Origin of the sequence: Pseudomonas sp. LM13, from assembly GCF_041381355.1 — a bacterium.
In the GTDB taxonomy this organism is placed as follows: Bacteria; Pseudomonadota; Gammaproteobacteria; order Pseudomonadales; family Pseudomonadaceae; genus Stutzerimonas; species Stutzerimonas frequens.
This window is the reverse complement of sequence record NZ_JACBXH010000002.1, coordinates 202,014-223,308: the sequence shown is the minus strand read 5'-3', so window position 1 is coordinate 223,308 and position 21,295 is coordinate 202,014. Positions and strand designations below refer to the sequence as shown.

Annotated in this window: 15 protein-coding genes; 9 read left to right on the top strand and 6 right to left on the bottom strand. The window is 64.0% G+C overall.

The window, feature by feature from the left end; genetic code table 11:
• Positions 1-113: 113 nt before the first annotated feature.
• From HZR81_RS03790 to HZR81_RS03780, 3 genes are all read right to left on the bottom strand, one after another.
• Positions 114-1,055 carry an AEC family transporter gene (locus HZR81_RS03790; protein WP_459116099.1) on the bottom strand — a complete coding sequence of 314 codons (942 nt, stop codon included), beginning with the start codon at positions 1,053-1,055 and terminating at the stop codon, positions 114-116.
• Positions 1,056-1,183: 128 nt separating this feature from the next.
• Entirely contained in the window at positions 1,184-1,744 is a 561-nt protein-coding gene (locus HZR81_RS03785) for a response regulator transcription factor (RefSeq protein WP_014821408.1), read from the bottom strand.
• A gap of 33 nt (positions 1,745-1,777) precedes the next feature.
• Positions 1,778-3,031, bottom strand: coding sequence for an ATP-binding protein (locus tag HZR81_RS03780; protein WP_133456176.1), 1,254 nt, complete (start codon positions 3,029-3,031; stop codon positions 1,778-1,780).
• Between the two features lie 150 nt (positions 3,032-3,181).
• Between HZR81_RS03780 and HZR81_RS03775 the strand changes: the two genes are divergently transcribed.
• From HZR81_RS03775 to HZR81_RS03745, 7 genes are all read left to right on the top strand, one after another.
• Positions 3,182-3,886 (top strand): SIMPL domain-containing protein, encoded by a 705-nt coding sequence (locus HZR81_RS03775; protein WP_313665062.1) that lies wholly within the window; start codon positions 3,182-3,184, stop codon positions 3,884-3,886.
• Positions 3,887-4,064: 178 nt separating this feature from the next.
• Positions 4,065-6,326: a TonB-dependent receptor domain-containing protein gene (locus tag HZR81_RS03770; RefSeq protein ID WP_500127379.1), complete on the top strand. Its 2,262-nt coding sequence runs from the start codon at positions 4,065-4,067 to the stop codon at positions 6,324-6,326.
• A 157-nt stretch (positions 6,327-6,483) separates the two neighbouring features.
• Positions 6,484-7,077 (top strand): PepSY-associated TM helix domain-containing protein, encoded by a 594-nt coding sequence (locus HZR81_RS03765; protein ID WP_313665065.1) that lies wholly within the window; start codon positions 6,484-6,486, stop codon positions 7,075-7,077.
• 9 nt (positions 7,078-7,086) lie between these two features.
• On the top strand, positions 7,087-7,596 hold the full coding sequence (locus HZR81_RS03760; RefSeq protein WP_013981899.1) for a DUF2271 domain-containing protein: 510 nt from the start codon (positions 7,087-7,089) through the stop codon (positions 7,594-7,596).
• A 14-nt stretch (positions 7,597-7,610) separates the two neighbouring features.
• The gene (locus HZR81_RS03755) at positions 7,611-8,486 is read left to right on the top strand and encodes a DUF4198 domain-containing protein (protein WP_500127378.1); all 876 of its coding nucleotides are present in this window, start codon (positions 7,611-7,613) and stop codon (positions 8,484-8,486) included.
• Between the two features lie 104 nt (positions 8,487-8,590).
• A complete protein-coding gene (locus HZR81_RS03750; RefSeq protein ID WP_500127377.1) occupies positions 8,591-10,150 on the top strand; it encodes a sulfite reductase subunit alpha in 1,560 nt (519 codons plus the stop codon).
• Between the two features lie 280 nt (positions 10,151-10,430).
• Positions 10,431-12,485: a TonB-dependent receptor family protein gene (locus tag HZR81_RS03745; protein ID WP_500127376.1), complete on the top strand. Its 2,055-nt coding sequence runs from the start codon at positions 10,431-10,433 to the stop codon at positions 12,483-12,485.
• A 456-nt stretch (positions 12,486-12,941) separates the two neighbouring features.
• Here HZR81_RS03745 and HZR81_RS03740 read toward each other — a convergent pair whose 3' ends face one another.
• Positions 12,942-14,105 (bottom strand): type III PLP-dependent enzyme, encoded by a 1,164-nt coding sequence (locus HZR81_RS03740; protein ID WP_102840544.1) that lies wholly within the window; start codon positions 14,103-14,105, stop codon positions 12,942-12,944.
• Positions 14,106-14,511: 406 nt separating this feature from the next.
• Between HZR81_RS03740 and HZR81_RS03735 the strand changes: the two genes are divergently transcribed.
• Positions 14,512-16,095, top strand: coding sequence for a peptide chain release factor 3 (locus HZR81_RS03735; protein WP_500127375.1), 1,584 nt, complete (start codon positions 14,512-14,514; stop codon positions 16,093-16,095).
• A 77-nt stretch (positions 16,096-16,172) separates the two neighbouring features.
• The gene (locus HZR81_RS03730) at positions 16,173-16,580 is read left to right on the top strand and encodes an endonuclease domain-containing protein (RefSeq protein WP_348834997.1); all 408 of its coding nucleotides are present in this window, start codon (positions 16,173-16,175) and stop codon (positions 16,578-16,580) included.
• Between the two features lie 447 nt (positions 16,581-17,027).
• Here HZR81_RS03730 and HZR81_RS03725 read toward each other — a convergent pair whose 3' ends face one another.
• A complete protein-coding gene (locus HZR81_RS03725) occupies positions 17,028-19,418 on the bottom strand; it encodes a membrane-bound PQQ-dependent dehydrogenase, glucose/quinate/shikimate family (protein WP_500127374.1) in 2,391 nt (796 codons plus the stop codon).
• Positions 19,419-19,539: 121 nt separating this feature from the next.
• A complete protein-coding gene (locus tag HZR81_RS03720) occupies positions 19,540-21,279 on the bottom strand; it encodes a PTS fructose-like transporter subunit IIB (RefSeq protein WP_500127373.1) in 1,740 nt (579 codons plus the stop codon).
• Between the last annotated feature and the right edge of the window lie 16 nt (positions 21,280-21,295).

Sequence of the window (21,295 nt, the reverse complement as noted above, 5' to 3'; positions counted from 1 at the left end):
TGAGGCCTGATGACCGATTACGGCGTTCACTGCGCCAGCCACACGCGAAAAGCCGATATCCGTCACATTAGCGACGGACGGCAGCACCGTGATGCAGGACGTCCGGCGCCATGCTAGATCCAGCCCAGCCAGCGCAGCAGGAACAGTCCGAGGTTGATGCTCAGGGCCGCCATCAACGTGGTGATGACGATGATGGCCGCCGCCAGCTGATGATTGGAATTGACCGCGCGCGCCATGACGAAGCTCGCGGCAGCGGTCGGGCTGGCGAAATAGAGAAACAGAATGCCCAGCTCGGCCCCGCGAAAGCCGAAGGCCCAGGCGCCGAGTGTCGCGACCGCCGGCAGCCAGACCATCTTCATCAGGCTCGAACTCAGCGCGCTGCCGCTGCTCTGGCGTAACACGTCCAGGGTCAGCGTCGCGCCGATGCAGATCAACGCAAGAGGAAGCGTCATCTGCGCGAAGTATTGCCCGGACGTCATCAGCCAGCCCGGCAACGCGACCTGCCAGTAGGCGAACGGTACCGCGGCCAGGACACCTATGATCAGGGGATTACGCAGGATGCTGAGCAGGATGTCCCTTGCTCCGACCCGCCCGCCCGGACTGTAGATGGCCAGCACCACCGCCGACAGGCTGTTGTAGACGAGGATCACCACTCCGGCCAGCACGCCGCCGAGGGACAGCCCGTAGTCACCGTACAGGCTGCTGGCTAGCGCGAGCCCGACGATTCCATTGTTACCGCGGAACGCGCCCTGCACGTATACACCCCGGTCGGCTGCCGGGCAGCGCCAGAGGGCCCAGCTCCAGGCCAGGCCGAAGGTGACGATCGTGGCCCCGACGAAATAGAGCAGCAGCGCCGGCTGCAGCGCCGCGCTCAGATCGGCCTTGAGAATCGAGATGAACAGCAGCGTCGGCATGGTGCCCCTGAACACCAGTGCCGAGGCGGTATGCACGAAAGCTGCGTCGATCCAGCCCAGGCGATTGAGCGCAACGCCGAGAAAGAGCATCGCGAACACCGGAGCGGTGACGCTCAGGGTCTGCAGAATGAGGGGGAGCATGAAGGCGCCTGCAACAACGAAAGCGCAAGCATAAAGCAAGCACACCGCGAGGGCTCGACCGGCGTATCCCCCCTATGCATCCACCAACGGCCGGGCGGCCACGCCCGGCTCGCGCTATCAGCTCCGGCTCAGCGCCGAACCGGTCTTTTCTGCAGTTTGCGCTGCAGGGTCCGACGGTGCATGCCCAGCGCACGCGCGGTCGCGGAGATGTTGCCGTCGTGCTCACTGAGTACGCGCTGGATGTGCTCCCATTGCAGGCGGTCGACCGACATCGGGTTTTCCGGAACCAGGCTGTCCAGGTCGGCGTGCTGGGAAAGCAGCGCGGCCAGCACATCGTCCGCGTCGGCTGGCTTGCACAGGTAGTTGCAGGCGCCGCGCTTGATCGCCTCCACCGCGGTGGCGATGCTGGAGTAGCCGGTAAGAATCAGCACACGCATTTCCGGGTCCAGCTCGAGCAGCTTAGGCAGCAGCACCAGGCCGGAATCGCCCTCCATTTTCAGGTCGAGCACCGCATAGTCGGGGATGTCCTGCTTGGCCAGGGCCAGCCCCTCCTCGGCCGAACCGGCGATGCTGACCTGCAGTCCGCGGCGGCTCATGGCGCGAGCCATTACCCGGGTGAAGGTGGGGTCATCATCCACCAACAGCAGATGAGGTTGTTCTTCGCCCTCTTGCTGCAATTCGTCGGTCATCTGTGCATTTCCTCGCATTGGACACGATCAGGATCAGGCGCGCACCGAACCATGCGGCAGGCGCAACTCGGTCAGTGTGCCACCTTCTTCGTGATTGTAGAGCTTCACTGTGCCGCCAGCGCGCGTCACGCTGGCCTGACTGAGAAACAGGCCTAGGCCGAAGCCCTTGCCCTTGGTGGTGATGAACGGCCGACCGATCTGTTCGGCGATGGCCAGGGGAACGCCTGCGCCATGGTCGCGGATGGTCAGCTTGATCCACTGCGCGTCCCAGTCCAGGCGGATATCCAGGTCCTCGGGGCTGGCGTCGGTGGCATTGTTCAACAGGTTGAGCAACGACTGACTGAGGTCTGCCGGCGGCATCAGCTTCGGCGCACTGCCGAGGCCGACGCACTGGAAGCGGAATGTCGCCTCCGGACGCATCAGGTGCCAGCGCTGCAGGACCGAATCGACCCATTCGCGCGCCGTCTGCTCGACGACTGCCTGACGACGGTCGGCCTCGGCTGCACGGACCAGCTGGCGCAGGCTTTCCTTACAGAGCTGAACCTGCGACTGCAGCAGGCCGAGGTCCTCGTTCAGCTGCGGATCCTTGTACTCCTGGCGCAACTCCTTGAGCAGCACGCTCATGGTCGCCAGCGGCGTACCCAGCTCATGGGCGGCACCGGCAGCCTGTGTCGCCACGGCCAGCAGCTGCTGGTCACGCATGCTCTCTTCGCGGCGCTGGGCTTGCTGCTGTTCCTGACGGCGCAGCTGCTCGGCCATGCGCGCGACAAAGAAGGTGATCAGCGCCGCTGCCAGGGCGAAGCTCAGCCACATGCCGTAGACCTGCAGTGTGGCGCGCTCGAACGGCGGCAGCGCCAGCGGGTCGTACCAGACCAGCATCAGCGTGTAGCCCAATAGCGCGAGGCCGGAGAGCACGATGGAATAGAGCCAGGGCAGCGTGGCGGCAGCGATGGTCAGCGGGACAAGGTAATAGGAGACGAAGGGGTTGGTCGAGCCGCCGGAGTAGTACAGCAGGGCGCTGTGAATCAGCAGGTCGCAGCCCAGATGCACCGCATACTCGAGCTCGGTGACCGGCCAGGGGCCGCGCAGTCGCAGCGCCGTGCCCAGGCAGAGCACGGCCGAAACGGCAAGCGTGATCCCCAGAGCCAGCCAAGGCAGGCTCAGCAGCTGAGTGGCATAAGCGACACCGACCGCACCGGATTGTGCAGCCAGTACGACGATGCGGATAAGGGTAAGAAGCCGAAGATTCTGCCGGCTGGCCGACAGCAGCGGGACGGATGCGTACATGGGCTCTCCAACAATTCGGCGGAGTATAACCAAGGCGTCTCCCGCCCAGCCGAAATGCGGCAACGCGCCGCATGGACGGCTGCACGCTTTCGCCAGCGCAGGTAGAGTCGCCGCTATCGCACCGTTCGGGTGCTCCAGCGAGGAACCGTCATGTCCCATTACCCACTGCGCAGTGCCGCACTGCTGGCGCTGGTCGCAAGCTTTACCAGCCTGAACGCCACGGCCGACGAGCCGCGCTACAACCAGGTTGCCCTGCGCGCAGAGGTCAGCAGCGAAGTCGCTCATGACCGCATGCACGTCACGCTGTACAGCGAGGCACAGCACAGCGATCCCGCCCAGCTCGCGGCACAGACGACCCGCACACTGAACCAGGCCATACAGACGGCTCGCCAGAACAAGGATGTGATCGTCAGCCAGGGCAGTCGCAACAGCTATCCGGTCTATGACGACAAAGGGCAGCAGATCACCGGCTGGCGCGAGCGTGCGGAGATTCGCCTGGAAAGCGGCGATTTCGCCAGCCTGTCGAAGCTGACCGCCGAATTGATGAAGAATCTGAAGATGGGCGGCATGCATTTCAGCGTGTCGGATCCGATCCGCAAGCAGAACGAGGATGCTCTGCTCAAAGACGCCGTAGCGGCTTTCCAGGCGCGCGCCCAGCTCGCCACCGAAGCGCTCGGCGGCAGCGGTTACAAGCTGGTGAGCCTGAACCTCAACGGCGGCGGCTTCCAGCCGGTCATGCGTAGCAGCGCGATGAAGATGGACATGATGGAGTCGGCACCGGTACCGGAGATCGAGGCAGGCACTCGCCAGGTCACGATCAACGCCGACGGCGTCATCGAAGTTCAGATGCCATGACCGAAACTGACCGTCCGGACCACTTATAAATATCTGCTTACAAATGGCCAGCCCGCGCTGTGCAAGGGCTGGAAACCGATTTGACGACACAGATGAGAAACTAATGCAGTAAAGTCTAAATTCTCGTTTACGAATGATTATCATGCGGCCACCAACGAGACGGCTACAAGGAGCCCGCATGTCTATCCCCTTCGCACGTACCGCCCTGTCCTGCGCCATGATCGGCTGCAGCTGGACGGCTCTCGCCCAGAACGCGCCTGTCACGCTCAACGACACGGTCGTCAGCGCCTCCGGCTTCGAACAGAAGATCACCGAAGCACCGGCCAGCATCAGCGTCATCAGCCGTGAAGACCTGCAGCAGAAGCGCTACAACAACCTGGCGCAGGCACTGGGCGACGTGGAAGGCATCGACATCGGCCAGGGCACCGGCAAGACCGGCGGGCTCAACATCAGCATTCGCGGCATGCCCAGCCAGTACACCCTGATCCTCATCGACGGCCGTCGACAGAACGCCGCAGGCAATGTCACGCCAAACGGCTTCAACGAAACCTCCACCAGCTTCATGCCGCCGCTGTCGGCCATCGAGCGCATCGAAGTGATCCGTGGCCCGATGTCGACGCTCTACGGCTCCGACGCCATGGGCGGGGTAATCAACATCATCACCCGCAAGGTCGGCAAGGAGTGGACCGGCTCGCTGACCCAGGATTACACCTACCAGCAAGACCGCGACTTCGGCGACACCCGTTCCACCAGTCTGTATGCCAGTGGCCCGCTGGTCGATGGCCTGCTCGGCCTGCAAGTCCGTGGCAGTCTGTTCAACCGCGACGAATCCAAGTTGGAGTTTGCCCCTGGCGTGCCCATGAGTCGCCGTGGCGGCTCTGCCGTCGAGGGCGGCAACCACAATATCGGCGGACGTCTGACTCTGACTCCGAATGATGACCACGACATCGCCCTGGATTTCGAGCGTGGCCGCCAGTACTACGAGAATGACGATTGCCAGTTGGGCACGCTCGATGGTTGGGGTAGCGGCCCTGCCGATACAGGCTGTGCAACCAGTGTCCCGATACAGGCCAACGGATACTCAGACAAGCTACGTTTCGAACGTGATCAGTACGCCTTAACCCACACAGGTCGTTTCGGCTTCGGTACATGGGATAACAGCCTGATGCGCAACACCACCGAAACGATAGGCCGTACTATTCCCGGTGGAGTATTAGGCCGTACTGGCTTCCTTCCCATTGGCACACCCTACACAGGCTTCCCGTCGATCATCGTCGGTGACGATCGCGAATTGGAAACTACCAATACTGTGCTCGACAGCAAGCTGACCGCACCGATTGGTGATACCAACATTGCCACAGTCGGCATCCAATGGTGGAAGGCAGAGATGACTGACAGCCTGGCCGGCGAGGACTTCGAGCAAACGACCAAGGCGGTGTTTGCCGAAAACGAGTGGCGTATTCGCGATGACCTCGCCCTGACGCTGGGTGGCCGCTATGACGACCATGAGGCATTCGGCGGAAACTTCAGCCCGCGCGCTTATCTCGTCTGGAACACGACCGATAACTGGACGATGAAAGGTGGTGTCAGTCGTGGCTATAAGGCTCCAGATCTGAACGAGCTGCACGGAGGCATCAACGGTGTTACCGGTCAGGGCAGCACCGTAACTATCGGCAACCCGAATCTGAAACCAGAAACCAGCACCACCACCGAGTTCGGTGTGTACTTCGACAGCCTGACAGGCTTTAACGCCAATGCCACCGTATTCCATAACAAGTTCGAGGACAAAATTGCCAGCGGCGATCCAATTGTCAGCCCGCTGTGCGCCGGAAATGCCAGGAGCGAATGCGGTCAGAACGTTAACGTCGATGAAGCCGTAACTCAGGGGCTGGAACTGGCCGCCCGCTGGCACTTCGCCCCGGCCTGGACCCTAAGCAGTAACTACACTTACACCGATAGCGAACAGAAAAGCGGAGAAAACCAAGGCGCTCCACTGACCAACACCCCAGCACATCTGGCCAACGCTAAGCTGGACTGGCAAACCACCGACTCGCTAAACCTGTGGCTGAAAGCCGAGTATCGCGGCGAACGTGCCCGCTTCACCTCGAAGTACGAAAACCTGGTGGACAGCAATGGCCGTTACACCACCAACCAGTCGATCTGGGACACTTTGGGCCGCAATACCGATGCCTATACCCTCCTGCATTTGGGCGGTTCATTCAAAGCTACGCAAAACCTGACGCTGAATGCCACGATCTACAACCTGTTGGATAAGGACTTCAAAAAAGGCAAGGCGTACACCACTTACTCGTATAGCAACACTGGCGCGCTGACGACAGGTACCGCCTACGGCACCGATTACGCCAACTTCGGCGCGTCCACAACCGGCTTGGTGGAAGAAGGCCGCCGCCTCTGGCTGTCAGCCAACCTGACCTTCTGACCTGAAGGCAATACGACGAGCCGGGATCATCCCGGCTCTGTTGTTTCTCGTCCCACCGGAACGGAAAAGACGCGAATGTATGCTGTTTGTAAATCTTTAGCATTACCGCGTCAGTGGCCCTAGAATTCGCCCACGTTCCCGCACGACAAGGCCCCCCATGTATTTCTGGCTCGGCACCCTGCGCCAATGGCACTGGATCAGCTCCGCGCTGTGCCTGGTTGGCATGCTGCTGTTCGCGGTCACCGGCATCACGCTGAATCACGCCGGGCAGATCGAGAGCAAACCGCACGTGCAAAGCCGCGCTGCGCAGCTTCCTGCCCCTCTGCTCGCCACCCTGCAGGCCGAAGTGCCTGAGTCGGGCCTTCCCACCGAACTGCGTGAGTGGCTGGAGCAGACCCTGGAAATCCGCCTGGCCGAACGTGAAGCCGAATGGAGCGATGGAGAGCTCTACGTCGCCCTGCCCCGCCCCGGCGGAGATGCCTGGCTGAGCCTGAGTAGCGAAACCGGCGAACTCGAGTACGAGTCGACCGACCGCGGCTGGATCGCCTACTTCAACGACCTGCACAAGGGCCGCCACACCGGCGAGGCCTGGAGCTGGTTCATCGACTTCTTCGCCGTGGCCTGTGTGGTGTTCAGCCTCACCGGTCTGCTGCTCCTGCAACGTCACGCCGGCAACCGGCCCAGCACCTGGCCCCTGGTAGGCCTGGGGCTGGTGATACCGCTGCTGCTGGCGCTGCTCTTCATTCACTAAGGACTGCCCATGCGTAAACGCCTGTTGTTGCCCCTCGCCCTGCTCAGCGCCCCGCTGCACGCGGCGGACCTGCAGCTGGACGTGGAAATCCCGCGTCTGGATGTCGCCGAGTACCACCGCCCCTATGTCGCCATCTGGCTCGAGCGCCCGGACCAGAGCCATGTCGCCAATCTGGCGGTGTGGTACGACACCAAGCTCAAGGACAAGGAGGGCGAGAAGTGGCTCAAGGACCTGCGCCAGTGGTGGAGACGCAGTGGCCGCAGCCTGGAAATGCCGGTCGACGGTGTCAGCGGTGCCACCCGTGCCGTGGGCAGTCACAGGTTGCAGTTCTCCGACCGGCAGGCGCCACTCAAGACGCTGGAAGCGGGCGAGTACCGCGTCGTGGTCGAAGCAGCCCGTGAAGTCGGCGGCCGCGAACTGCTGCGTGTGCCGTTCAGCTGGCCGCCTAAACAGAGCGCCGAGCACCAAGCCCAGGGTCAGAGCGAACTGGGCGCAATCACCCTCAAGCTGACCCCATGAACAGGACCCACGCCATGAAACCCGTCATCAAATGGACCGCCCTGGCCCTCGCCGTCTGCCTGCCGCTGTCGGCCCAGGCCCACCGTGGCTGGATGCTGCCCTCGGCCACCGTGCTTTCCGGCGAGGAGCCCTGGATCACGGTGGACGCCGCCGTTTCCAACGACCTGTTCTACTTCGAGCATGTCCCGATGCGTCTCAAGGGCATCGGCGACGAGGCCCGCGCAGCGGCGGGCGGCCCGCCCGGCATGCGCGCCCGTCCGGCAGCGGAGCTGCACATCTTCGCGCCGGACGGCTCGAAGGTAGCGCCGCAGAACGGCGCCATCGGCCGCTACCGCAGCACCTTCGATGTGCAACTGAGCCAGAAGGGAACCTACAAGCTCGCCGTGGCCAACAGCGGCCTGTTCGCCAGCTGGAAGGAAAACGGCGAGACGCGGCGCTGGATGGGCAAGGCGGAAAGCTTCGCCAAGGAGGTGCCGGCCAAGGCCGAAGCCCTCAGGGTCAGCCAGAACGACAGCCGCATGGAAGTCTTCGTCACCTCCGGTGCGCCTTCCACCGACGCGCTCTCCCCGACCGGCCAGGGTCTGGAGCTCAAGCCCGTCACCCACCCCAACGACCTCTTCGCCGGCGAGGCGGCCGAGTTCGTCTTCCTGCTCGACGGCAGGCCGGCCGCCAACGTGGAGATCAGCGTGATCCCGGGCGGCAACCGCTACCGCGACGAGCTGGGCGCGATCAGGACCCGTACCGATGCCGGGGGCAAGGCCAGCATCACCTGGCCGGAAGCCGGGATGTACTGGCTGCAAGCCGAACTCACAACCGACCAGGGCGTGAGCAAGCCGGCCACCGAGCGCCGCGCCAGCTACAGCGCGACCCTCGAAGTGCTGGCGCAGTGAGGAGCGGGCAGCGCTGAACCGAACCGGCAGGCGCCCTGCCGGTTCCTCGTCAGGCCTGCGCCCGGAAACCGGCCGGGCCTTCTTGCCTTCGCTGGAGCCCCACCTTGCCATCGCCTCTGGCCACGCGTCCGCACCTTTACCTGTTCCTGTTCGCCTGCCTGGCGCTCGCCGCGGCGCTGCTGCATTGGCAGCCGCCTCGTGAAGTCTCGGCGGCCGCGGTCGTGCTCGGCTATCTCGCGCTCTGCCTGCTGGTCTGGCGACCTGGCCGCGCCCGATCTGCCGAGACGACGGAGCCGCCCGCCCTGCTGATCGCCTACGCCAGCCAGGGCGGCCAGGCCGGCGAACTGGCCGAGCGCAGCGCCAGGCAACTGGCCGAAGCCGGCATGAGCTGCGCCACGCGCCCCCTCAACGAACTGGACCCGGCGACACTGGCCGACGCGGGACGACTGCTGTTTGTCGCCAGCACCTACGGCGCAGGGGAGGCGCCGGACAACGCGGCGCGCTTCGAAAGGCACCTGCTGGCGTCAGATGCCGACTTGCGCGGGCTGCAGTACGCCATGCTGGCGCTGGGCGACAGCCAGTACCCGCACTATTGCGCCTTCGGCCGGCGCCTGGACCAGGCGCTGCGCAGCCGCGGCGCCGAGCCGCTGTTCGATCGCCTGGACGCGGACCGGCTGGACGCCGGCACCCTGCGCCACTGGCAACAGCAGCTCGGCCAACTGAGCGGCCACAACGCGTTCAGCGATTGGCAACCGGCTCCCTATCAGGCCTGGCGACTCGCCGGGCGAACCGTGCTCAACCCCGGCAGCAGCGGCGCGCCGGTCTGCCACCTCAGGCTCGAACCGCTGGACGAGGCGCCACACTGGCGCGCCGGCGATATCGCCGAGGTCGGCCCTCGGCATCCGCGCGGCCCTGTCGAAGGGCTGTTGCGCCGGCTCGGCCACGACCCGCAGCAGCGGATCGCCGGCGAAAGCCTGCTGGACATCCTCTGCACACGTCGCCTGCCGGTCGAAGGAGTCCTGCGCGGCCTGGATATCGATGCGCTGCTCGCCCTGCCCCGGCTGGCGCACCGCGAATACTCCATCGCCTCGGTTGCCGCCGACGGCGCACTCGAACTGCTGGTACGCGAGGCCCGTCACCCGGACGGCGGCCTGGGTCTCGGCTCCGGCTGGCTGTGCCGCCACGCGCCAGTTGGTGCGCCGATCGCGCTGCGCATCCGCAGCAACCCGGGCTTCCACGGCCCGACCGCCGCGACGCCGCTGGTGCTGATCGGCAACGGCACCGGCCTGGCCGGGCTGCGCGCCCACCTACGTGAACGCGCAATGACTCCCGGCTCGCGCAACTGGCTGCTGTTCGGCGAACGCCACGTCGCGCACGACCTGTTCTTCGCCGACGAACTGCAGCAGTGGCTCGCCTGCGGCCACCTGCAACGCCTGGACCTGGCCTTCTCGCGCGACCAGGCCGAGAAACGCTACGTGCAGCACGCACTGCGCGATGCTGGCGACGACCTGCGCAGATGGGTCTCCGAGGGCGCAGCCATCCATGTCTGCGGCAGCCTGAACGGCATGGGCCAGGAGGTGCAGCAGATCCTCGCGGGACTGCTGGGCGAGGCGCAGCTGAACGAACTGGCGGCGCAAGGGCGCTATCGACGGGATCTGTACTAGCGGAAAGCTTTTACACGGCAGCAAGCGGCGCTTGTCGGTTTCGTAGGGCGGGCTTCAGCCCACCGGCACCGGTCGGTCGCGCAAATGATGGGCTGAAGCCAAGCCTGCGCCTCTTGGCCCTGCCGATGTGGCCAAGTGCGGCATCGAGCCACCCTTGAGAGCCGATATTAATTCGATATCGTAATTGAAATAATTCTCAATAGGTTTCTAAAATAGCGTCATGCCTCCTCCCTCCGTTTGTGAGGCGCAAGGAAAAACAACCGAAGCTCAGGACAGAATGATGAAGCCATTTGCTCGAACCAGCTCCCATACTCTAGCCGTTGCTATCGCAACAGCGCTGATCCCGGTAGCAGCGACTGCCCAGACCAGCGGCCCGCTGGAGATGCCGTCCATGCAGGTGGTGGGCTCCGCGGACGACGCCGTTTCTCGCCAGACTGGCGCAGTGGTGATTGTCACCAAGGAAGAGATCGAGCGTAGTCAACCCTCCTCTACTCAGGACGTGCTGCGTCGCGTGCCTGGTATTAACGCGATTGCAGAGGAAGAGACGGGCGTAGTCAGCAATATCGGCATCCGCGGTCTCTCGGCAAGCGAGGCCAAATCTTTGATCCTCGAAGACGGCGTTCCGGTCGCCCCCGGCCTGTTCATTGGCAATGATCGCTACTTCAATCCCCGCATTCAGCGGATGCAGGGGGTCGAGGTTTTGAAAGGCTCTTCTTCCCTGCGCTACGGCCCGTCCACCATCGGCGGCGTCATCAACTACATCACCAAGACGCCTGATGACGGTGTCTCGGTCTCCACCCGTGTCGGCTCTTTCAACACTCGCGAAGCGATGGTGGAAGCAGGCGGTCGCAGTGAGTCGGGCGATGCCTTCGCAGGCCTGGTCGCCACCCATGCGCGCAGCGACGGTTTCATGGACCGCGACTACGAAATGACTGACGTGATGTTCAAGACCGGCATTGCGCTCAACCCTGACCACAGCCTGGGCCTGAAACTGTCCTGGCATGAGAATGATGCGAACATCTCCTATCGTGGCATGTTTCTGAACGACTACCGGGCCGGCAAGACCTACAACCCGGCACCAGACGATTACCTTCTGAACGATCGCAAGGCTGTCGACCTCAACCACGAATGGCATCTGAACGACCGCGCCACCCTCCGGACCCTCGCCTACTGGAGCGAGGTCACCCGCGACTACTGGCGCTACGACGTAAACACTGGAGCTTCCAATACAGCCGGCCGCTGGGTCTATCGGGATACCCTTACCGGCAACAACCGCACCTTCGATCGCATAGGCCTCGAGACGCGCCTGACGCTCGACCATGACCTGTTCGGCTGGGCCAACGAGGCCGAGTTCGGCCTTCGCATGATGAAAGAAGAGGCAGACGACCGCCGCGTCCGTGCCACTCGCGCGCGGGACCGTAGCGGCGTCACCGATCGCTATATCATCGATACCGCCGAGAGCCTAGCCGGCTATGTGCAGAACCGATTCGTCATCACCGACCGGCTGGCCGTCACTCCTGGCCTGCGCATCGAATCCTACGAGCAGGAGCGTCGCGTCAAGACCCAGAATGATGCGTCGGCTACAACTCGAAACACCGAAGTTCTGCCGGGCATCGGCGCGACTTACCAACTCCTGCCCGAAGCTCAACTGTATGGCGGCGTATATCGCGCCTTCTCTCCCGCTTCGAACGGTGTCGCCCTCGATGGCCTGACCGATCAGAAGCTCGATGGCGAGCGCTCGATAAACTACGAGTTCGGGGTTCGTGGCGACAGCGGCCCGGTGTCGTACGACGTCACCGCGTTCTACATGGACTTTGACAATCAGGTCGTCACGGGCAACAGCAATCCCCTGCTCTCGCAATCGAATACAGGGAAGACCAAGCACTACGGCCTGGAAGGCTCGCTTGGGCTGGAACTCGGCGGCGGCTTCAGCCTGGATTCCAACCTGACCTGGGTACCGGTCTCCGAGTTCACCACCGGCCAGTACAATGGCAACCGTCTGCCCTACGCACCGAAGTTCCTGGCCAACGCCGCACTCAACTACCAGCAAGGCAAGCTGAGCTCGTCGCTCATGGCCCACTACCGCGGCGAGCAGTACGGCGACCCGGCTAACACCAAGGAAATCCCGACCGGCGCTGGCGGCGGAATCTGGGGTGGCAAGATGTCCTCGTACACCGTCTACGACCTGACCTCGCGCTATCAGGTCAGCGAGCAACTCGGCCTGCAGGCTGCGGTGAAGAACCTGACGGACAAGCGTTACATCGCCGGCATGCGCCAGGGCATCTACGTGGGGCCTGAGCGTTCCTTCGAAGTAGCCATGAACTACAAGTTCTGACCTTGAAGCGAGACACCTCCGCCGGCTCGACAAGGACCGGCGGAACTCCCCTCTCGATGGGCCGAGCGCCCGAAAGCCTCAACGGTATCAGACCGCCCCTTTCATCAAGCAGCGCTTCGGTCGCCATCTCTCCTGCTCGATCATCCCTCACTTGACTTCTAACGTGCAGAAACCCCGCGCAAGCTGCCAACAGGACGCAACGGGCGACTTGAGGCAGTTCTGCAGGGCGGATGAAACCCGCGCGGTCCCCTCATCCGATGCAGCTCAACGTAACCCTGCCCTTGCGGCGGGGTTTCGTATTTTTCTCGGCCTTGCCTCGCTCGGCAAGAATCGCGCGGCGTGCCTCGTTCGGCGGGTTTCACCCGCCCTTGTCCGGCATTCGATGCAACACATGATTGGCCACAGCCAAAAAGAAACGCCCCGCGAAGGCGGGGCGCTTTGATGCAGCCGTGACGCTTAGATGTAGTAGGCCTTCAGCGGCGGGAAGCCGTTGAATTCCACCGCGCTGTAGCTGGTGGTGTAGGCGCCGGTGGATAGCCAGTACAGGCGGTCACCGATGGCCAGGTTCAGCGGCAGGCCGTACTTGTAGTTCTCGTACATGATGTCGGCGCTGTCACAGGTCGGCCCGGCAATCACCACTTCCTCCACTTCGCCCTTCTTCTCGGCGTAGATCGGGAACTTGATGGACTCGTCCATGGTTTCGATCAGACCGCTGAACTTGCCCACGTCGACATAGACCCAGCGCTCGACCGCGGTACGCGACTTGCGCGCCACCAGCACCACTTCGCTGACCAGGATGCCGGCGTTGGCGATCAGCGAGCGGCCCGGCTCGAGGATGATTTCCGGCAGGTCGTCGCCGAAGTCTTCCTTGAGGAAGCGGATGATCTCCTCGGCATAGGTTTCCAGGCTGTTGGTGCGGGTGATGTAGTTGGCCGGGAAGCCGCCACCCATGTTGATCATCTTCAGCTCGATGCCGTCTTCTTCCTTCAGGCGCTCGAAGATCACCTTGACCTTGGCGATGGCCGCGTCCCACACGGAGATGTCACGCTGCTGCGAGCCGACGTGGAAGGAAATGCCGTAAGGCACCAGGCCCAGCTGGCGAGCGAGAATCAGCAGGTCCATGGCCATGTCGGTCTGGCAGCCGAACTTGCGCGACAGCGGCCAGTCGGCCGTGGTCGAGCCTTCGGTGAGGATGCGTACGTAGACCTTCGAGCCCGGCGCGGCCTTGGCGATGTTGCGCAGGTCGGCTTCGGAGTCGGTGGCGAACATGCGCACGCCCTTCTCGAAGAAGTAGCGGATGTCCTTGGACTTCTTGATGGTGTTGCCGTAGCTGATGCGCTCCGGGCCGACGCCGCGGGACATGACCTTGTCCAGCTCGTAGATCGAGGCGATGTCGAAGCTCGAGCCCTTGTCACGCAGCAGGTCGATGATTTCCACCGCCGGGTTGGCCTTGACCGCGTAATACACCTTGGCGAATTCGAAACCGGCGCGCAGGTCGTCGTAGGCCTTGCTGATGGTTTCGGTGTCGATCACCACGAACGGGGTTTCGTGCTGGTCGGCGAAGGCCTTCATCTTCTGGAAGGTGGCGCGAGGGAAATAGTCTTCGATCTTGACCGTCATGCGTGGGACTCCAAATACGGGAAACAAAAGTCGGATGAGGGGTGGAGGGCATCAGCCCTGACAAGAACGCCTGATCAGTTTCCCCACTTTGGTTCGCCTACTTCCCAAGGCATGTCGCCGAGTATCACGGTGGATCTCTCGTCGTCAGTACTTGAGCCGGATGGATCGTTGCCAGCATGGACGTTCGGGCGCGAACTTTAGGACCAAGGGGGGCATAGATCAATCAAAAAAACGTCCCGATTACGCATCCGTTTCGAGTTGTTGTCGATTCAAAACAAAGCGTCCTAGAAACTGCACAAAACCGCCGATTTCCGCTGCCGTGCGGGCCGCAGGGAAATCCATTTGCCGCTATAATCGCCGCCTTTTTTGACAGACCGACTACTCGTCGACGGGTTCCTTAATACCGATGACCACTCAGGCCGCCGAAGTCGCGAAGCGCCGTACCTTCGCCATCATCTCGCACCCCGATGCGGGCAAGACCACCATCACCGAAAAGCTGCTGCTGATGGGCAAGGCGATCGCCGTCGCCGGTACGGTGAAATCGCGCAAATCCGACCGCCACGCCACCTCCGACTGGATGGAAATGGAAAAGCAGCGCGGCATCTCCATCACCACCTCGGTGATGCAGTTCCCCTACCGCGAGCACATGATCAACCTGCTCGACACCCCCGGCCACGAGGACTTCTCCGAAGACACCTATCGCACCCTGACCGCGGTGGATTCGGCGCTGATGGTGCTCGACGGCGGTAAAGGTGTGGAGCCGCGCACCATCGCGCTGATGGATGTGTGCCGCCTGCGGGATACACCGATCGTCAGCTTCATCAACAAGCTCGACCGCGACATCCGTGACCCGATCGAGCTGCTCGACGAGATCGAGGCGGTGCTGAAGATCAAGGCCGCGCCCATCACCTGGCCGATCGGCTGCTATCGCGACTTCAAGGGCGTGTACCACCTGGCCGAGGACCGCATCATCGTCTTCGTGCCCGGTCATGGCCACGAACGCATCGAGACGCGGGTCATCGAGAAGCTCGATTCCGACGAGGCCCGCGCACACCTGGGCGACATGTACGAAGATTTCGTCGAGCAGCTGGAGCTGGTCCAGGGCGCTTGCCACGAATTCGACAAGGACGCCTTCCTGCGCGGCGAGATGACCCCGGTCTTCTTCGGCACCGCGCTCGGCAACTTCGGCGTCGACCATGTGCTGGATGCCGTCGTCGACTGGGCACCGAAGCCGCTGGCGCGTGTCGCCAACGAGCGCAGCGTGGAGCCGGTCGAGGAGAAATTCACAGGCTTCGTGTTCAAGATCCAGGCGAACATGGACCCCAAGCACCGCGACCGCATCGCCTTCATGCGCATCTGCTCGGGCAAGTACGAGAAAGGCATGAAGATGCGCCACGTGCGCATCAAGAAGGACCTGAAGATCGCCGACGCGCTGACCTTTTTCTCCAGCGAACGCGAAATGCTCGAAGAAGCCTGGGCCGGCGACATCATCGGCCTGCACAACCACGGCACCATCCAGATCGGCGACACCTTCACCGAAGGCGAGAACCTCAGCTTTACCGGCATCCCGCACTTCGCGCCGGAACTGTTCCGCCGCGTGCGCCTGAAAGACCCGCTGAAATCCAAGCAACTGCGTCAGGGCCTGCAGGAGCTGGCAGAGGAAGGCGCCACCCAGGTGTTCTTCCCCGAGCGCAACAACGACATCATCCTCGGCGCGGTGGGCGTGCTGCAGTTCGACGTCGTCGCCAGCCGCCTGAAGGAGGAATACAAGGTCGAGTGCGCGTATGAGGCGATCAACGTCTGGTCGGCGCGCTGGATCGAGTGCAGCGACGAGAAGAAGCTCAAGGAATTCAAGGACAAGGCCTACGAGAACCTCGCTGTCGACGGCGGCGGCCACCTCACCTACCTGGCCCCAACCCGCGTCAACCTCAGCCTGATGGAAGAGCGCTGGCCGGAGGTGAAGTTCCGGGCGACTCGCGAGCATCATTGAGGCAACCGACCGCCTCGCGCTGATCGAGCAAGCTCTCGCACGGATGCGAGAGGCCTATACCGACACAAGGATGTGCGATGCCTACCGAACGCCCATCGCCCGAACAACGTCACTTCGCCAGAGCGCTTCGCAGCCAGCTCACCGATTGCGAGCGCCTTCTATGGCGGCGGCTGCGCAATCGCGGCTTAGCGGGATTCAAGTTCCGGCGGCAGCACCCGTGGCCGCCTTATGTGCTGGATTTCTACTGTGCCGAGCTGCGGCTGGTGATCGAGCTCGATGGCGGGCAACACCATGACGCCGCCGGGCTTGCACGGGATCAGCTGCGGACAGCGCATCTGGAGCGCCAGGGGCTGGAGGTGCTGCGTTTCAGTAATCTGGACGTATTGCAGGATCTGGACGGCGTTCTGACGGAGCTGTTGCGCTGGATCGAAGCCCGCGCCCCTCACCCCAGCCCTCTCCCCAGCGGGGAGAGGGGGCCTGAATGAAGCCACCGAATCATCCGTACTTGGCGGGCACATCATGCATTCCACCCTACACCGGACCGGCAACCCAACTCGGTGCAGTCCCCTCGCCCCTCCGGGGAGAGGGCTAGGGTGAGGGGCTGGCCGCCATGCCTAGCGCCGCAACTAAAACCCACAGCCCTATCAGCTACTCCTCAAGCGTCTAGGCGATCAATGAATCACCCAGTTTGGTACCGAGCGAGTTATGCCGGTATGGGTCGAAGCCCGGCCTCGCCCCTTCCTCCCCAACGGGGAACGGTGGCTGAGTGAAGCCACCGAACCATCCTTAGATGGCAGGCACATCATGCATTCCACCCTACACCGGACCGGCAACCCAACTCGGTCCAGTCCCCTCTCTCCTCTGGGGAGAGAGCTAGGGTGAGGGGCTGGCGGCCATGCCTAGCGTCGCAGCTAACCCCCCACCCCTATCACCTACTCATCAAGTGTCCAGGCGATCAACGAATCACCCAGCTTGGTGCCGAACGAGCCATGCCCGCCGGCCATCTGCACCACGTACTGCTTGCCGGTCTTCTCGGACACATAGGTCATCGGCGTCGCCTGGCCACCGGCGGGCAGGCGGCCTTTCCACAGTTCCTTGCCGTTTTGCAGGTCGTAGGCGCGCAGGTAGTAATCCAGGGTGCCGCTCATAAAGGCCACGCCACCGGCAGTGACGATCGGCCCACCCAGCGCTGGCGTACCCACCGGCAGCGGGATGCCCAAGGGCGCGCTGTCGCGGCTGGTGCCATTCTTGTGCATCCAGACCTTTTTCATGCTGCGCAGGTCCAGCGCGGTGACGTAACCCCAGGGTGGCGTCTGGCAAGGCAGGCCGAGCACCGACAGGAAGGGCTCCAGCCGCACCATGTACGGCGCGCCGAGGTTCGGCTGCAGACCGGTCTCGCCGCCACCGGAGCGCTCGTTCGGGTCGACGTCGCTGCGCTTGACCATGGTCGAGACGAAGGCCAGGTAGTTCGGTGCGCCGAACAGCAGCTGGCGGCTCGGATCGACGGCCACGGACGGCCAGTTGAAGGTTCCCACGTTGCCCGGATAGATCAGCGAGCCCTGCTCCGACGGCGGCGTGAAATCGCCCTCGTAGCGCAGCTGGCGGAACTGGATGCGGCACATCATCTGGTCCAGCGGCGTGCCACCCCACATGTCGCGCTCGCGCAGCGGCTCGTCCGGCGCGTAGCTCACGGCCGAATAGGGCTGCGTGGGCGCGGTGAACTCGCCGTAGTCGGTGCCTTGCGGCACGGGCATCTCGTCGACCGGCACGATGGGCTCGCCGGTGCGCCGGTCGAGGATGTACAGGTCGCCGCGCTTGGTCGGCTGGATGATGGCCGGGACCTTGCCCTGCGGCCCGTCGATATCCACCAGCGTGGGCTGCGAGGGCAGGTCGCGGTCCCAGAGATCGTGGTGCACCGTCTGGAATTCCCAGCGCACCTGGCCGCTCGTCAGGTCCAGCGCCACCAGGGTGTCGGTGAAGCGCTCGGATTCCGGCGTGCGCGGTTGCGCCCACTGGTCCGGCGTCTGGTTGCCGGTGGGGATGTAGACCAGTCCCAGCGACTCGTCGGCGGTGGCGATCGTCCAGGAGTTCGGCGTGCTGCGCACGTAGGTTTCGCCGGGGGCCAGGGGCTCGGTGGCGTCCGGATTGCCCGGGTCGAAATTCCATACCAGCTCGCCGCTGCGCACGTCATAGGCGCGGATCACCCCGCCGGGGGAATCCACCGCACCGTTGTCGGTGATCGAGCCACCGACGATGACCAGCTTCTCGGTCACCACGGGCGGCGAAGTCGGCAGGTAGACGCCCAGCGCGCCCTCGCCCAGCCCGGCCTTGAGGTCCACCGTGCCGGCATCACCGAAGTCCTCGCAGGGCTTGCCGTCGGCAACATCCAGGGCGATCAGCGTGCCGTCATTGGTCGGCAGGAACAATCGGCGCTCGCAACGCGCAGCCGGCTCGGCCGCAGAGGCCGGCGCCTGGCTGTAGGCCGTGGCGTCGTGGTAGGCCAGACCGCGGCAGGTCATGTGCTGGTAGTACTCGGCATCGCGATTGATGCTCGGATCGAAGCGCCAGCGCTCCTCGCCGGTGTCGGCATCCACCGCGATGGCGATGCTGTGCGGGGTGCAGATGAACAGGTTGTCGCCAACCTTCAGCGGTGTGACCTGGTAGGTGATCTCGCCAGGGTCGCCCTCGCCCGGCAGATCGCCGGTGTGGAACTCCCAGGCCTTCTTCAGCTTGCCGACATTGGCCGGTGTGATCAGGTCCGCCGGTGCATAGCGGTCGCCCCGGTCGGAGCCGCCATAGGCCGTCCACTCGCTGGCCCGGCGTCCAGCCTGACCTTCCGGGGCCAGCCCCTGCATCTGCGCGTCGCTGAACTCACCGGTGATCGAGTGGTAGTCCTGCGTCAATGAATAGCCCGCCATCAGCGCACCGGCCAGCAGGCCAATCCCGAGCAGACCGCTCGCACCGTCGCGCCAGATCAGCCGATCGCTGACATGGCGATTGACGAAGGGCAGGATCAGCCAGAGCCCGAGGATGCACCAGAGGTCGATTCGCGGCGCCAGCTGCCACCAGTCGAAGCGCACCTCGTAGAACGTCCAGGCCAGCGTGCCCAGCAGCAACGCCGCGTACAGCCAGATCGCCGCGGGCCGCCGGGCGAACAGCAGGCCGGCCACCACCAGCAGACCGACACCGGCGACCAGGTAGTACCAGGAACCGCCCAGCGTCGCGAGGTAACCGCCTCCGATGGTCATGAGCGCACCCAGCACCATTACCACCAGGGCGGTCAGGGTGATACGCAGGGGCCGCGCCCCGTAGTCGATACTCATCGCAGTCTCCAGCCAGATCGATGCAAAGCAAAAAGCTGGCGAAACCTTCTGACACAAAGTCTTCGCCAGCTCGTAGTGGATGCGGCACGGAGCCCTTTAGTTCAGCCCTTTTGGCCTGCCGTCAGGCGGCAGCACCGACCGCAAGCGGCTGAGTCTCGGGCCGCTTGATCAGCGCATAGACCACCCCGGTCAGCAGGCTCCCGGCCAGGATCGCGACCAGGTAGAGCAATGCATGGTTGATCGCGTTGGGGATCAGCAGCACGAAGAGGCCGCCATGGGGCGCCAGCAGCTTGGCACCGAACGCCATGGACAGCGCGCCGGTCAGCGCACCACCGGCGATGCTGGCGGGAATCACCCGCAGCGGGTCCTTGGCAGCGAAGGGAATCGCGCCCTCGGAGATGAAGCAGCAACCCAGCACCAGCGCGGCCTTGCCGGCTTCGCGCTCGGTCTGGGCGAACTTGCGCCGGGCGATCAGCGTGGCGATGCCCATGCCGATCGGCGGCACCATCCCGGCGGCCATGGTCGCGGCCATCGGCGCGTAGCTTTGCGAGGCGAGCAGCCCGACGGAGAAGGCATAGGCCGCCTTGTTCACCGGCCCACCGAGGTCGACGCACATCATGGTGCCCAGCAGCAGCCCGAGCAGGATGGCGTTGGAGGTGCCCATGGTGTCGAGGAACTCGGTGAGCCCGGCGAGCAGCTTCGCCACCGGCGTGCCGACGATGTAGATCATCACCAGGCCCGTCACCAGGCTGGCCAGCAGCGGGATGATCAGGATCGGTTTGAGCGATTCGATGCTGGCCGGCAGCGGAATCCAGCGACTCACCGCCTTGGCCGCATAGCCGGCGACGAAACCGGCGATGATGCCGCCGATGAAGCCCGCGCCGAGCGTGCCGGCCAGCAAGCCGCCGATCATGCCGGGCGCCAGGCCCGGGCGGTCGGCGATGGAATAGGCGATGTAGCCGGCCAGCAGCGGCACCATCAGCTGGAAGGCTGTTTCGCCGCCGATCTTCATCAAGGCAGCGGCTAGCGTGCCCTCCTCCTTGAACGCCTCGATGCCGAAGACGAACGACAGGGCGATCAACAGACCGCCCGCCACCACCATCGGCAGCATATAGGACACCCCGGTCAGCAGGTGCTTGTAGACGCCGGTCTTCTCCGCTTTCTGTTCCCCTGTCGCGGCGCCTGCCGTAGCGCCACCGCCGAGCACGGTCGCCTCCTGCAGCGCGCGATCCAGCGTCGCCTCCGGTTGCTTCAGTGCGACACCGGTGCCGCAGCGGAACACGCGCTTGCCGGCGAAACGGGCGACGTCCACCTCGATATCGGTCGCCAGCAGCACCGCGTCGGCCGCCTCGATGGCCTGGGGGTCGAGCACGTTGCGCGCGCCCACCGAGCCGCGCGTCTCCACCTGCAGGTCGTAGCCCTTGCGCGCCGACGCCTGCTGCAGCGCCTCGGCGGCCATGAAGGTGTGCGCCACGCCGGTCGGGCAGGCGGTGATGGCCACCAGCTTGGGTTTGCCGGCGGAAGGCGCGGCGTCGGCTTCGTCGACCTGCCGCAATTCGGTCGCGGTATCGGCGGCGCTGCGCAGGAAGCCTTCCGGGTCGAGCAGCGCCTCGGACGGGGTCGACTGCACGACGCGCTTGCCGACGAAACGCGCAAGCGACAGCGGCCCGGTCTTGACCACCACGACCAGGTCGGCATTGGAGATCTGGTCTGCGGTAAGCGGCGAGCCGATGGCCTTGGGATCATGCACTTCCACGGCGGTCGACCAGCCCAGGCGATGAGCCGCGGCTTCGAGCAGGCGCGAGGTCAGCACGCTGGTGACCATTCCGTTGGGGCAGGCCGTGATGATGAGCAGATTCATTCCTTCACCTCTTGTA

Bases quoted from the DNA above. Each gene is read 5' to 3' on its own strand.
- HZR81_RS03790 (WP_459116099.1), bottom strand. From the start codon at position 1,055: ATGCTCCCCCTCATTCTGCAGACCCTGAGCGTCACCGCTCCGGTGTTC.
- HZR81_RS03785 (WP_014821408.1), bottom strand. From the start codon at position 1,744: ATGACCGACGAATTGCAGCAAGAGGGCGAAGAACAACCTCATCTGCTG.
- HZR81_RS03780 (WP_133456176.1), bottom strand. From the start codon at position 3,031: ATGTACGCATCCGTCCCGCTGCTGTCGGCCAGCCGGCAGAATCTTCGG.
- HZR81_RS03775 (WP_313665062.1), top strand. From the start codon at position 3,182: ATGTCCCATTACCCACTGCGCAGTGCCGCACTGCTGGCGCTGGTCGCA.
- HZR81_RS03770 (WP_500127379.1), top strand. From the start codon at position 4,065: ATGTCTATCCCCTTCGCACGTACCGCCCTGTCCTGCGCCATGATCGGC.
- HZR81_RS03765 (WP_313665065.1), top strand. From the start codon at position 6,484: ATGTATTTCTGGCTCGGCACCCTGCGCCAATGGCACTGGATCAGCTCC.
- HZR81_RS03760 (WP_013981899.1), top strand. From the start codon at position 7,087: ATGCGTAAACGCCTGTTGTTGCCCCTCGCCCTGCTCAGCGCCCCGCTG.
- HZR81_RS03755 (WP_500127378.1), top strand. From the start codon at position 7,611: ATGAAACCCGTCATCAAATGGACCGCCCTGGCCCTCGCCGTCTGCCTG.
- HZR81_RS03745 (WP_500127376.1), top strand. From the start codon at position 10,431: ATGAAGCCATTTGCTCGAACCAGCTCCCATACTCTAGCCGTTGCTATC.
- HZR81_RS03740 (WP_102840544.1), bottom strand. From the start codon at position 14,105: ATGACGGTCAAGATCGAAGACTATTTCCCTCGCGCCACCTTCCAGAAG.
- HZR81_RS03735 (WP_500127375.1), top strand. From the start codon at position 14,512: ATGACCACTCAGGCCGCCGAAGTCGCGAAGCGCCGTACCTTCGCCATC.
- HZR81_RS03730 (WP_348834997.1), top strand. From the start codon at position 16,173: ATGCCTACCGAACGCCCATCGCCCGAACAACGTCACTTCGCCAGAGCG.
- HZR81_RS03725 (WP_500127374.1), bottom strand. From the start codon at position 19,418: ATGAGTATCGACTACGGGGCGCGGCCCCTGCGTATCACCCTGACCGCC.
- HZR81_RS03720 (WP_500127373.1), bottom strand. From the start codon at position 21,279: ATGAATCTGCTCATCATCACGGCCTGCCCCAACGGAATGGTCACCAGC.